At 55.6% G+C, this 13,570-nt stretch carries 8 protein-coding genes; 5 read left to right on the forward strand and 3 right to left on the reverse strand.

Features of this window, described 5'->3' with window-relative positions:
• Positions 1–53: 53 nt before the first annotated feature.
• The gene (locus SH421x_RS18400) at positions 54–1,337 is read right to left on the reverse strand and encodes a leucine-rich repeat domain-containing protein (protein ID WP_488851224.1); all 1,284 of its coding nucleotides are present in this window, start codon (positions 1,335–1,337) and stop codon (positions 54–56) included.
• A 284-nt stretch (positions 1,338–1,621) separates the two neighbouring features.
• Between SH421x_RS18400 and SH421x_RS18405 the strand changes: the two genes are divergently transcribed.
• The 3 genes from SH421x_RS18405 to purN all read left to right on the forward strand — a co-directional run bounded on the left by SH421x_RS18405 (position 1,622) and on the right by purN (position 7,128).
• Complete coding sequence (locus SH421x_RS18405; protein WP_488851226.1) at positions 1,622–2,941, forward strand: PQQ-binding-like beta-propeller repeat protein; 1,320 nt, start codon at positions 1,622–1,624, stop codon at positions 2,939–2,941.
• A gap of 173 nt (positions 2,942–3,114) precedes the next feature.
• Entirely contained in the window at positions 3,115–6,483 is a 3,369-nt protein-coding gene (gene ileS, locus SH421x_RS18410) for an isoleucine--tRNA ligase (protein ID WP_488851228.1), read from the forward strand.
• A 3-nt stretch (positions 6,484–6,486) separates the two neighbouring features.
• The gene (purN, locus tag SH421x_RS18415) at positions 6,487–7,128 is read left to right on the forward strand and encodes a phosphoribosylglycinamide formyltransferase (protein WP_488851230.1); all 642 of its coding nucleotides are present in this window, start codon (positions 6,487–6,489) and stop codon (positions 7,126–7,128) included.
• Positions 7,129–7,160: 32 nt separating this feature from the next.
• Here purN and SH421x_RS18420 read toward each other — a convergent pair whose 3' ends face one another.
• Both SH421x_RS18420 and SH421x_RS18425 read right to left on the reverse strand, forming a co-directional pair.
• Positions 7,161–7,916: a ThuA domain-containing protein gene (locus SH421x_RS18420; protein ID WP_488851232.1), complete on the reverse strand. Its 756-nt coding sequence runs from the start codon at positions 7,914–7,916 to the stop codon at positions 7,161–7,163.
• 44 nt (positions 7,917–7,960) lie between these two features.
• On the reverse strand, positions 7,961–9,133 hold the full coding sequence (locus SH421x_RS18425; protein ID WP_488851234.1) for a XylR family transcriptional regulator: 1,173 nt from the start codon (positions 9,131–9,133) through the stop codon (positions 7,961–7,963).
• A 335-nt stretch (positions 9,134–9,468) separates the two neighbouring features.
• Between SH421x_RS18425 and SH421x_RS18430 the strand changes: the two genes are divergently transcribed.
• Together SH421x_RS18430 and SH421x_RS18435 are read left to right on the forward strand one after the other, a co-directional pair.
• Positions 9,469–11,877, forward strand: coding sequence for a PSD1 and planctomycete cytochrome C domain-containing protein (locus tag SH421x_RS18430; RefSeq protein WP_488851236.1), 2,409 nt, complete (start codon positions 9,469–9,471; stop codon positions 11,875–11,877).
• Positions 11,878–11,939: 62 nt separating this feature from the next.
• The gene (locus SH421x_RS18435) at positions 11,940–13,412 is read left to right on the forward strand and encodes a DUF1501 domain-containing protein (protein WP_488851238.1); all 1,473 of its coding nucleotides are present in this window, start codon (positions 11,940–11,942) and stop codon (positions 13,410–13,412) included.
• Positions 13,413–13,570 lie beyond the last annotated feature (158 nt).

Here is a 13,570-nt window from a genome sequence, read left to right on the forward strand (position 1 = left end):
TCTGTTTGTTTCATCGCATGTAAATCGTAGGGCAGGCACGGCCGACTTTAGGATTACAGTTCGACTTCTAGACCGGGGATCGCTTTTTTCAGTTCGGCGACGCCGCTGCTGTCGATCTGCGTGAAGGTGATCGAGATCTTCTTGAGCCCTTTGAGTTGCTTCAGATACTTGATCGCCTCGTTGGTGACCATGTCATTATCTTTCAGCGAAAGCGTTTGCAGCTTTTGCATGCCGACCAAATTTTCCAGCGAATCGTCGGTGATCCCTTGATAGTCCAGGATCAGCGTCTTCATGTTTGTCAGGTCTTTGATGTGCGGCAATCCCTCGGGACTTACTTTGGTGAACCAAAGATTTAATGACTCAAGATTTTTGAGCTTGCCCACGTGCACCAATCCTTCGTCGCCAAACGGCGTTTCGCTAACATCCAGCGATTTGAGCGTATCGATCCCGACCAGGTGTTCTATCCCCGGCCCAGCAACGCGCGTCTGGCGTAGCATCAGATGGTTTAACTGCTTCATATCCTTCAAGTGGACAAAACCATCGTCCTTGATCTGGGCTCGCATCAGTTCCAAACTTTTCATTTTGGTTAGCGGGGCCAGATGCTCCATTCCTTCCGTCGTCAGCGCGGTGCCGTTGGTCTCTAGAGTCTCTAGATTGGTCAGATTCGCAATTGATTTGAAACCAGCGTCGGTAACATTGGTGCCGCGAACATTCAAAAACTTCAGCTTCGACAGCCCCGTCAGGTGAGCCAAGCCGTCATCGCCGACGATCGCCCCTTCCAAACGCAAGACTTCCATGTTGGGCATCTTGGCGACGGTTTCCATGCCAGCGTCGTTGACGTCGTCATAACGCAGGTCAAGATAACGCAGTTTGGGCAACGCCAGCATGTATTCCAGCGACTTGTTGCTGATATTGGTCCGGCGCAGCTGCAATCCAGAGAGCTCATTGAGCGCTACTAGCTTTTCGATTCCAGCGTCCGTGATCGCGGTGTTCGCGGCGCTAAAGTCGCGCAGGTCTTTCATCTGCAAGAGATTGTCGATCGTCTTGTCGGTGACGTCGGCGCCGTAGACCTTCAAGATTTTGACATGCTTCAATTTCGAGAGCGGTTCCAGCTGCTCATCGCTGAACGAAGAGACCGACAGATCGGCGACGGTGACCACTCCCCGATCATCCTTGGTCAGCCGGCCACCCAATTCTTCGAGGGCTGCAACCGCTGCGGCGTCATCCGGCTCGACCTGCTCAGGCTCCACCTTGGCAGGGGTCTGCGGCTCAGACGTAGGGCATCCGGTAGTAAATACCAGCAACAGAACGGCGAGCCAGACAGGCAAATATCGCATTAGGCGGGCATCCTCTGATCAGAAGTAAGGGGGAACGCTGCGCGTCAAAACCTCTTATTTTACGGGCAATAGCGCTGATTCGCAACGAGCGTATCAGCGGCTGACAATCAACGGAAAAACATAATTCGCCTGATAATCATTGCGTATCAGGTCATAGCTGCTCCAATTCCTGCTCAAACTTCGTGTGACGTTTTGCCCGTCGGCGACATCTTAAACAGAAACGCGCTCGCAGGCGCCGCTGACACGCTTTCCTATTTCCCCCCTCCAGACGCAGGAACTTGCTCATGATTCGGTCCGCTTCGTTATTGCTGCTGGCCTTGGCCGTCGCCCCCACTTCGGCTGCCGATTGGCCGCAATGGCTCGGTCCCCAGCGCGACAGCATTTGGCGTGAAAGCGGCGTCGCTCAACAATTTCCGAGCTCTGGCGCCAAAATCAAATGGCGCGCGCCGGTCAGCTATGGCTACTCTGGACCAGCAGTCTCTAATGGCCGAGTCTATCTGACTGACTACATCAAGAAGTCAGGCGACATCACCAACAATGCGGGGGGACCTGACGTGTTGTCCGGCGTCGAGCGTGTCCTCTGCTTGGACGCCGCCAACGGCAAAGAAGTTTGGAAATATGAATATCCCCGCAATTACAGCATCAGCTATGGCGCCGGCCCCCGAGCAACGCCCACTGTCGACGGCAACAAAGTTTATACCCTCGGCGCCGAAGGTGACTTGATCTGCTTGGACGCCGAAGATGGTTCGGTCGTCTGGAAAAAAGATCTACGTACCGAGTACAAGTGCGACGCACCGTTCTGGGGCTATTCGGCCGCACCGCTGGTGGACGGTGATCTTCTCTATTGCCTAGTGGGGGGCGAAGGTTCAATCGCTGTCGCATTCGATAAAAATAGTGGCAAAGAAGTTTGGCGTGCACTCTCTTCCACATCGCAAGGCTATTGCCCACCGACCATGATCGAATTTGGTGGCAAAAAGCAACTGCTGATCTGGCATCCATTGTCCCTCAATAGCCTAAACCCGGCGACAGGCGAAGTTTATTGGACGGTTCCGCTCGAACCGTCGTACGCGATGTCGATTTCGCCGCCGCGGTTGGTCGGCGACAAGTTGTTCGCCGGCGGTTACTCTGACACCAGCGTGATGCTAAAGCTAACCGCAGAACCCGGCGCCGAAGTCCTGTGGCGCGGATCGGGCAAATCTTCGATCGCGACCGCCAATGCTCCGCCGATCATGACCGAAAAGACGATCTACGGCGTCGACGGAATCAGCGGCGCACTGATGGCTGCTACCGTCGAAGATGGCGAACGTCTCTGGGAAACTCAACAGCCGACTTCGCCTGAGCGACGCCCCAAGCATGCGACCGCCTTTCTGGTAAAGCTAGGGAAAGAAGGCAATCGCTATATCCTGGCCAGCGAAACTGGCGACCTGATTTTTGCTGACCTAACGCCTGAAGGTTATACCGAAATCAACCGCGCCCACATTCTGGAACCCACTAATAACGCGTTCGGCCGCGATGTAGTCTGGAGCCATCCCGCCTACGCCAACCAATCGGCTTACCTGAGGAATGACAAAGAGCTGGTCTGCGTTGATCTAGCGGCTGAATAGTCGATATAGCCGCGCGAACCACACTGCAGTCATCACCCTCCAATGCCCTCGGCGGATCTCCTTTCCGGCGGGGGCATTCCATTTTTGGCCCTTCTAGAGGAAAATCGCTGGTTTGCTTGGGACGTTCTTTCCCAAGTCGTTCGATTGCATGACTTTAAACCGAATACTGCGACATGTTTCCTGAAAACCAACAAAACGTGCAGTTCCCCCAACTGGAAACCGAAGTTCTGGATTTCTGGAAGTCGCAAAAGATCTATGAAAAGTCGCTCGACGCACGCCGGGATGGCCCCAAATTTGTCTTCTATGAAGGGCCCCCAACCGCTAACGGCATGCCGCATCCCGGGCACTGCCTAACTCGCGCGATCAAAGACGTCTTCCCCCGCTATCGCACGATGAAGGGATTTTACTGCGAGCGCAAAGCAGGCTGGGACACGCACGGGCTGCCGGTCGAAGTCGAAGTCTGCAAAGAGATGGGGATCCACTCCAAAGAAGAGATCGAAAACTTCGGCGTCGAGCCGTTCATCCACAAATGCCAGGCCAGCGTTTGGCGCTATATGCAAGAGTGGGAACGCCTGACCGAGCGTCTCGGCTTTTGGCTGAAACTGGACGAAGCCTACGTTACCTACCATCAAAGCTATGTCGAAAGCGTCTGGTGGGCGCTGAAGAATTTCTACGATCGCGGCCTGCTTTACCAAGGGCACAAAATCGTCTGGTGGTGGGCCCAAGGAGGAACCGCCCTTTCCAGTGGCGAAGTCGGCCAAGGCTATCGTGAAGTCGCCGATCCCAGCGTCTACGTCCGCTTTCCGCTGGTCGAAGATCCGAAGACGGCGCTGCTAGTCTGGACAACAACCCCTTGGACACTGCCGAGCAACCAGTTTGCGGCGGTCCATCCAGAACTGGAATACTCGACCGTCGAAGATGAAGAAACCGGCGAACATTTGATCGTCGCGACCGCGCTGGTCGAACCGCTGGCGACCAAAACGAAGAAGACCTGGAAAACAATCGCGACTTGCCAAGGTTCGGCACTACTGGGCAAACGCTATTTACCGCCGTTTGACTACTACTACAAAACTCTCGGCAATACGCAGGGGACGCTGGTCGACAATCCAAAGACCAAACAACATGTTGCATGGCGCGTGGTCGCGGCCGACTTTGTAACAACCGACAGCGGAACCGGTGTGGTCCATCAAGCGCCGGCGTTTGGCGAAGTTGACTACGACGTTTTGAAAGCCGAGCAAGATCGCTTTGCCCCCGGCGAGGGGCCCGATTTGATCTGCGCTGTTGGTCCCGACGGCAAGTTCACCGACGAAGCCCCCGATTATAAAGGTCGCTGGGTCAAAGAAGCCGACAAAGACATCGCCCACGAGTTGAAAACGCGGGGACTCCTCTTTTTGCTGGATCAATATCTGCACGAGTACCCGTTCTGCTGGCGCGCTGACGAAGATCCGTTGATTCAGTACCCACGAAAAAGCTGGTTCGTTCGCACAACCCAGTTCAAAGACGAAATGCTGGCCAACAACCAGCAGATCAATTGGATGCCCGACCATATCCGCGATGGGCGATTTGGCAACTTCCTAGAATCCAACGTCGACTGGGCGCTCTCGCGCGAACGTTATTGGGGGACTCCGCTGCCGATCTGGGTTTGCGAAGAAACGGGTCAAGCCGAAGCGGTCGCCAGCTATGCCGAATTGGAAGCCAAACCTGGCGCCACCGGCTTTGAAGTTTGGGCAGCGGCCAAAGAAAAAAATCCTGAACTGGTCGACGACCTGAAGATCCATAAGCCGTACATCGACGCGATCACCTACGATTCGCCGTTCGCCGCCGGCGCCAAGATGCAGCGTGTCACCGAAGTGATCGACTGCTGGTTTGATTCCGGCGCGATGCCGTTTGCGCAGTGGGGGTATCCGCATCAAAACGCCGATCGGTTTGCCGAGCAGTTTCCGGCTGACTTTATCAGCGAAGCGATCGATCAGACCCGCGGCTGGTTCTATAGCCAATTGGCGATCAGCACGTTGCTGTTCGGCCAAGGTGGCGACGGTCAAACGGTGCAGCATGAGTATCCGCACCCGTTTAAGAACTGCATCGTCCTCGGCCTGATGCTGGGCGAAGACGGCAAGAAGATGTCGAAAAGCAAGAAGAACTATCGCGAGCCGAACGAGATCTTCGACAAGTACGGCGCCGACGCTCTCCGCTGGTACTTGTTCGCCAATCAGCCGCCGTGGACATCAATCCGCTACAACGAACAATCGATCAAAGACAGTATCCCCGAGTTTCTGTTGCGGCTTTGGAATGTCTACAGCTTCTTCACGATCTACGCCAACATCGACGGCTTCCAGCCCGAGCAAGCGTTGACCGGACAAGCAGGACAACTGTCGGCCGCTGACCTTGCCGGCGCCAAAGGTTATCGCGCAGCCGCCGAGCGCAGCGAGCTCGATCGCTGGGTGCTGAGCGAATTGAATGTCGCCGTCGCCACCGTGACCGAACGGATGGACGCCTACGACAATTATGCCGCCTGCGGAGCATTGACCAGCTTTGTCGACGCGCTTAGCAATTGGTATGTCCGCCGTAGTCGCGATCGTTTCTGGAGCGGCGATAAACAGTCGCCTGAGAAGCTAGACGCTTATTGGACGCTGTACGAGTGTTTGATCACCACCTGCAAACTGATCGCGCCGTTCACGCCGTTTTTGGCCGAAGGATTATGGCGCAGCTTGGCCGGCGTTTTCGGCGCTCGCGCTACCGAAAGCGTCCACTTGTGCGATTTCCCGGTAGCAGACGAAACCGCGATCGATCTGCAACTTTCGACTCGGATGAACTTGATCCGCGAGATCTCGTCGCTCGGTCGCAAGGCTCGCATGGATGAGAAGCTGAAGGTTCGCCAGCCGTTGTCGCTGGTCGAAGTAGTGCTGGGCGATGCGACGCATCAAGACTGGCTCGAGTCGCATGGCGGCTTGATCCGTGAAGAGTTAAACGTCAAAGAGGTTCAGTTCACGCAGGAAGGTCAAAAGTACATCGACTATCAGGTGCAACCAAACCTCAAGCGACTCGGCCCGAAAATCGGCAAATTGTTGCCGCAGGTGAAAGGTGCGCTCGCCAAAGCAGACGGCGGCGAACTGTTATCGCAACTAGAATCAAGCGGCAAGATCCTGCTCCAGCTCACCGGAGAGTCGATCGAACTTGATAGCGAAGATATCCAGGTTCGCCTGCATGCGAAGCCCGGCTGGGCCGCCGCGCAAGGCAAGATGTGCGTCGTTGTGCTCAACAAAGAGTTGACGCCCGAACTGCTGCGAGAAGGTTACTGCAAAGACCTGGTTCGCTTGATCCAAGATCAACGCAAAGCGCTGGACTTGGCCTATACGGATCGCATCGAAATCGGCGTCCACACCGATGCGGCGGAACTCTCGGCGGCGCTGACCGAGAACAGCGACTACATCACCGGTGAAACGCTGGGGAATCAGCTTTTGTTGAAAGCACTAGCCGGCGTCGCGCCCATCGAGTGCGAGATCGGCGATTTTGCAGCGCAGCTGTTTGTGAAGAAGGTTTAACGCGTGAACGGTTCAACTCATTCCGCAGAAAACCCCTTGCGCATCGCCGTACTGATCTCAGGCGGCGGCACTACTCTGCGCAACCTGATCGAAAAGATCGCCGCGGAGCAACTGTGGATCAAAATTGCGATTGTAGTATCGAGCACGAGCAAAGCGAAAGGTTTGCAATACGCGACAGACGCCGATATACCCTCGACGATCGTCGACTGGAACGCGCAAGACTCGAGCGAAGCGTTTAGTACGGCGGTCTTCGACGCGTGTCGCGCCGCCGATGTTGATCTGGTGGTGATGGGGGGATTTTTGAAGCATCTATTGATCCCCGATGATTTTGAAAATCGCGTGATTAACATTCACCCATCGCTAGTCCCTTCGTTCTGCGGCGCTGGCTTTTACGGCGCCAAGGTCCATCAGGCCGCGCTCGACTACGGCGTAAAACTGAGCGGGTGCACCGTTCACCTGGTCGACAATCACTACGATCATGGACCAGTCGTCGCTCAGCAATCGATACCGGTGCTGCCGGATGATGACGCTGCGTCGCTCGCTGCTCGCGTGTTTGAAGTTGAGTGCGAACTTTACCCGCAGGTCCTACAAGCGTTTGCCGCCGGCCGAGTCACAATTGACGGTCGTAAAATCGCAATTCGATAGTAAGCGGGGACGCTCACTTTGGGTGCGCGATCCTAATCCCGCTTCTCGATGGGGCTTAGCGATTCCTGCGGATTGCGACACTCGCCTGCATAGGTCACGCCGCTGGGCCGTGCCCACAGCGCCGCGTTGGTCAGCACTTGTTGGATGTTCGCGTCGTAGTAGATAGGGTACGTTTCGTGCCCTGGGCGGAAGTAAAAGATTTTGCCGGCGCCGCGGGTGAAAGTGCATCCGCTGCGGAAGACTTCGCCTCCTTCAAACCAGCTGATAAAGATCACATCATCTGGCTGCGGGATGTCAAAGTATTCGCCATACATCTCGGCATGCGGCAACTCGAAGTACTCATTTGGCAGACCGCTGACAATTGGATGTCCCGGCGCGGTGATCCACAATCGTTCGCGCTCTCCGACTTCACGCCACCGCAGACTGCAGCGTGTACCGAGCAACCGCTTGAAGATCTTGGAGTCATGTGCTGAGTGGAGCGCGACAAGGCCCATCCCTTCCAACACGCGCTGCTGCACACGATCAACCACTTCGTCGCTGACGTCGTTGTGGGCTGCATGTCCCCACCAATACAGCACATCGGTCGCGGCCAACTTTTCGGCGGTTAGACCATGCTCAGGCTCACCCAAGATCGCCGTACTGACCTGAGCGGAGTCTCCTAATTTTTCTCGCAGAAACGCAGCGATTGCCGCATGAATGCCATCGGGATAAAGCTTGGCGACTTCGGGATTGGATTGCTCGTGGACAAACTCATTCCAGATGGTGATCCGCAGCGGTTGGCTCGACATGGGCGATGCTCCTCTAGTGATTCCGGCACGAGAATCTTCGCACATTACCGGAAACGCCGCGACGCCCCTTTGACGTTTTGCGTCCGATATTGGCCAGGGGTTTGTCCCAGTTCGCGTTTAAAGACAACGCTCATGTATTCAGGATGATCGTAACCGGCGAGCGTCGCGATGCGTTCTAGCGGCAGATCGGTTTCACGCAGTAACTGCCGTACGCGTTTGAGTTGCACAGCGCGAATGTCGGACTGTGGTGAACGACCGATATATTTGCGAAAGCGACGTTCCAAAATGGAGCGTGAGACCGGAACCTGTTTCAACACTTCTTCAACCGAAATGCCATCGCATGCATGTTGGCGGATATATTTAACTGCCGATGCAACCAACGGATCATCAATCGCCAAAACATCGGTCGATTGCCGAGTGACCACGCCGATTGGTTCGATCAGCTTGTTCATTTGCTTCGGCTGTTCGCCGCGCATTAGCGCGTCCAGCATCGACGCTGCTTCGTACCCGATCCGCTGCGGGTTCGGCATGATGCTGGAGAGCGGCGGATCGCAGAGATCGCAAACCAGCTCGTCATTATCGACGCCGATCACCGCAATCTCTTCCGGCACGGCGACGCTGATCCGTCGACATGCATCCAGCACGTGCTGGCCCCGCATGTCGTTACAAGCCATGATGCCGGTCGGCCGCGGCAGCGACTCTAACCAACGGACAATCTGGCTTTGTTGCTCATCCCAGGTCAATGCCGTGGTCGTGTCCCAGGGAGATTGATACTGATGAAAGTCGAAGCCGGCTTTGGTGACAACCGCTTTAAAGCCCTCTTGCCGACGTGCCGACCAGTTGTGTCCAGTGAATCCACAAAAGGCAAAATGGCGAAACCCCCTCTCCAGAAGGTGCTGCGCCCCCATTTTGCCGACTGCTTCATGATTGGTCCCAATCTGCGGCAAACCCTGATTCCCATAAATGTCCGTCAGATCGACGGTCGGAATCTTCAAAGCGCGAAGCTTCTCAGCCAGACTGGGCGTAGTCGACCGCGTGATGATGCCGTCTCCCTCCCATTTTTCCAGCCATGCGGGGGGCCGGACAACCAGTTCCCGCAGGTCGACATAAATCGACCACGGCTCATTCGCCACGACGTAGCGGTTAATTCCCCGTAAAACCTCGCGGCCGTAGACCAGCGACGTTTCGACAATCAGCATGACGCGACGACGTTGCATAGAGCGTAACAGTTCTCAAGAATGAACAGTGGCGAGCAACCCAATCTGCCAATTATGACCCAGGCCAACAGCCACACGCAATCCATTTACGACCCAGATAACCCTTTTTTGGGGTCGATTATCCCCTTTTTTCAAGATTTCTGTTCCAACAGGCCGGTCAAGCCTGCAAAACTTCTCAATTACTCGTTTCGAAAACTCATTGAAACGAACCCTCAAAAGAGAAAGAATTAGACCATGACGGAATCGTTCTTTCCCTTTTCTGATGATTTCGTGCCTACCGAGTGATCACCATCCTGCCTCGAATGCGTCCCGTGCGACGTTCCTGGAGCCTCGAATTGAGTCGTTTTATCCACCAACTCGCTTTCCCACTGATCGGTTTGCTGACGCTATGCAGCGCTAGCTACGCTCAGGAAGAAGTTGACTACGCTCGCGATATACAGCCGCTGCTGGCCAAACGATGTTACTCGTGTCATGGCCCCGGCGATGTCGAATCAGGACTGCACGTCGACACGCGTGAAGGCGCGCTCGCCGAGGCCGATTCTGGACTAGCCGCAATCGTCCCCGGCAAACCAGAAGAGAGCGAACTGCTGCGCCGCGTGCTTGCCACCGACGAGTTCGAACGCATGCCGCCCGAGGGAAAGCCGCTGAAGTCCGCTGAAGTAGCGCTGCTGCGTCAATGGATCAAAGAAGGAGCCAATTGGAAAAAGCATTGGGCCTTTGAAAAGCCAGAACCGCAAACTCCGCCCGAAGTGCAGCACGCCGACCTGGTCGCTAACCCGATCGATAACTTTGTATTGAAGCGTCTCGAAACCAACGGGCTCCAACCGAATCCGCCGGCCGACCGCCGCACGCTGATTCGCCGCGCTTATTACGACTTGACCGGACTGCCGCCGACCTATGACGAGATCGAAGCGTTCGCCGCCGATGATTCGCCGCAGGCGTATGAGAACCTAGTCGATCGCTTACTCGCTTCGCCCCAATATGGCGAGCGATGGGGGCGCCACTGGCTTGATCTGGTGCGTTTCGCCGAAACGAACAGTTTCGAGCGCGATGGCGACAAGCCTGACGCGTGGAAATATCGCGATTATGTGATTCGCTCGTTCAACGAGGATAAACCGTACGATCAGTTTTTGCTGGAGCAGTTGGCCGGAGACGAGCTTCCCAATCCGACCCCTGAGACCATCATCGCCACCGGTTACTATCGATTGGGCGTGTGGGATGATGAACCAGCAGATCCCCTGCAACACGAGTACGATCATTACGACGATTTGGTCAACACCACCGGCAAAGCGATGTTGGGACTGACGATCAATTGCGCTCGTTGCCATGACCATAAGATCGATCCGATTCCGCAGACCGACTACTACGAAATGGTCGCGTTCATGCGCGATGTCGCACCTTATGGAACACGCGGCGATATCTCGAACAGTCGTCGAGAAATTACCAGCGAAGAGATCCGGCAGGCGCATGATACGCTTGACCAAAAGATCGGCGAGATGCAAGGTCGGCTCGATGAAATATACAATCAGGTTGTCGAGAAACTGCCGGAAGATCAACGCCGTGAAGCTCGTAACCCGAAGAAGCGGGCAGAAATCGAAAAGCAAATTCCTGAATTGTTGCCGGCTCAAAGCGAAGCCTATGCGACGCTTCGCCAAGAGTTGCGAAACATGCGTAAAGAGCAGCGAGCGCTTCCCAGTCGCCAATTTGCTATGAGCATCAACAAGGCGCTCAATCCTCCGCCGGCGACGCATCTGATGATGCGGGGAAATCCGCATGTTCCCGCCGACGAAGTAAAGCCCGGCTTCCCCGATATTTTTGAAGCGCCCGAGCCTGAGATCATTCCGCCCGCCAACGGCCAAACCTCAGGTCGTCGCTTGGCGCTGGCCAAATGGATCACGGCGGACGACAACATGCTGACGTCGCGGGTGATGGTCAATCGATTGTGGCAGCATCATTTTGGTCGCGGCATCGTTCGTTCGACCGATAACTTTGGTCAACTGGGAGACCAGCCGACCCATCCCAAGCTGCTCGATTGGCTGGCCGCCCAGTTTGTCGAGAGCGGCTGGAGCATGAAAAAGATGCACAAGCTGATCATGCTTTCGAACACCTATCGCATGTCGTCGGCCGGTTCTGAACAAGAGCTCGCCAAAGACCCGGCGAACAATCTAATGTGGCGCCACGATATGCGGCGTCTCTCGGCCGAAGAGATTTACGATTCGCTGCTGGTCGCCAATGGTTCTTACAATGACAAGATGTTTGGCCCCAGCTACTATCCGAAAGTTTCTGACGAAGTCAAAGCAGGTCAATCGCAGCCCGGCGCCGGCTGGGGCGACTCGTCTGAGGAGGAGCGGAATCGCCGCGCGATCTACATCTTTGTCAAACGCTCTCTGATTCCGCCGATGCTGGCCAACTATGACTTTCCCGAAACCGACGCTTTGTGCCCTGAACGGTTCGCAACCACGCAACCTGCACAAGCATTGGGAATGCTCAACGGCGACTTTCTCAATGAACAAGCGAAAGAGTTTGGCGATCTGCTTCGCAAAGCAGCGCCAGGCGATTTGCGTCAACAGATTGTCCTCTCGATCGCCAAGGGATTGGGACGCCAGGCGACTGACGCCGACATCCAGTCTGGCGAAGAACTAGTCGCCAAACTCAAACAGAAGCACTCTCTCAGCGATGATCGGGCCCTCGATCTGTACTGCTTGATGGTGCTAAATCTGAACGAATTCATTTTTATCGACTAACCAAACTGCCGTGAAGACGACCCTTTTTGGTCCTCTAAATTGCAGACATGGAGAGAAATACGATGCCCCAAAACAATATCCCGCACGGTGATTTTTGCGGACGCACCCGACGCGAATTCCTCTGGGAAACCGGTGGCAAATTCACCGGGCTCGCGCTGACCGCGATGCTCGCCAAAGATGGCTTTATGGCCAATCAGGCCCAAGCCTCCGAAAGTGAAAAGCCGTTCCAGAATCCGCTCGCGGCCAAATCGCCTCATTTTCCGGCCAAAGCAAAGAGCGTCATCTTCCTCTTCATGTACGGCGGTCCCAGCCATATCGATACCTTTGACTACAAGCCAGATCTCTATCCGCTTGACGGCAAGACGATCCCGGTCAAAACCAAAGGTCGCGGCGGCGAAAAGAACGAAGGCCGCGTCGTTGGTCCCAAGTGGAAGTTTAAAAAATATGGCGAGTCGGGTCAGTGGGTCTCGGACTTGTTTCCCCACTTGGGAGGCTGCGTCGATGACATCGCCTTTTTGAAGTCGATGACCGCCGAATCGCCGATCCATGGCTCGGCCATGCTCAACATGAACTCAGGCCGGATCCTCAGCGGCTTCCCCTGCATGGGCTCATGGGTCAATTACGGCCTGGGCAGCGTCAACGAAAACCTGCCTGGACATGTGGTCATGCTTGACCCGACCGGTGGTCCGATCAGCGGCGCCAAGAACTGGTCAAGCGGTTTCATGCCGGCCACCTATCAAGGTTCGATCTTCCGATCGAAAGGGGCGCCGATTATTGACCTGAAACCGCCGCAAGGGATCACCCGCGAAATGCAGCGTGATATCCTTGATACGCTGAAAGACTCCAACGATCGTCATCTGGCGTCGCGCCTGGACAACTCTGACCTAGCAGCGCGGATCGCTAGCTATGAGCTCGCCTACAAGATGCAAGAGTCGGCGCCGGAAGCGGTTGATTTTGCCGACGAGACCGAAGATACGCTGAAGCTTTACGGCATGGACCATCCAGACACCGAAGAGTTCGGCCGCCGCTGCTTGATGGCGCGGCGCTTGGTCCAGCGCGGCGTGCGCTTTGTGCAACTTTACTCCGGCGGTCATCACAACGACGCCAACTGGGATGCACACGGCGACCTCGTCAAAAACCACACCTATCACGCTGGGCGTACCGACAAACCAATCGCCGGGCTGCTGCAAGATCTGAAGCGAACCGGCTTGCTGGACGAGACGCTAGTGATCTGGGGTGGTGAGTTTGGCCGCCAGCCAACGGCCGAATATGCCGAAGGGACCGGCCGTGATCACAACTCGTATGGCTTCACCATGTGGATGGCCGGCGGCGGCATCAAAGGGGGCACAACCGTGGGCGCGACCGATGAACTGGGCGCCGAAGCGGTCGAACGCCCGCTAAAGGTCAAAGACATGCATGCGACGGTGCTTAACCAATTGGGTCTCGATCCCAATCACCTCAGCTACTTTTACAGCGGTCTGGATCAAAAACTAACCGGCGTCGAACATGTTGAACCGATCAAAGAGATTATCTAGAACCGGCGATTTCTCACCGCTCGAAATACTTTCAGCTGGCCATTGGCCAGCTCTTTTTTTTGCATCCACCCATCCTTTTTTTGCAATCGCGCCGGATGGCGCCGCGCTCCTGCCGTCTCCTCTCCCAGCATTGGGGGCAGAAAGGTTAGAATCAGTGA

The organism is Blastopirellula sp. SH421, assembly GCF_057808535.1.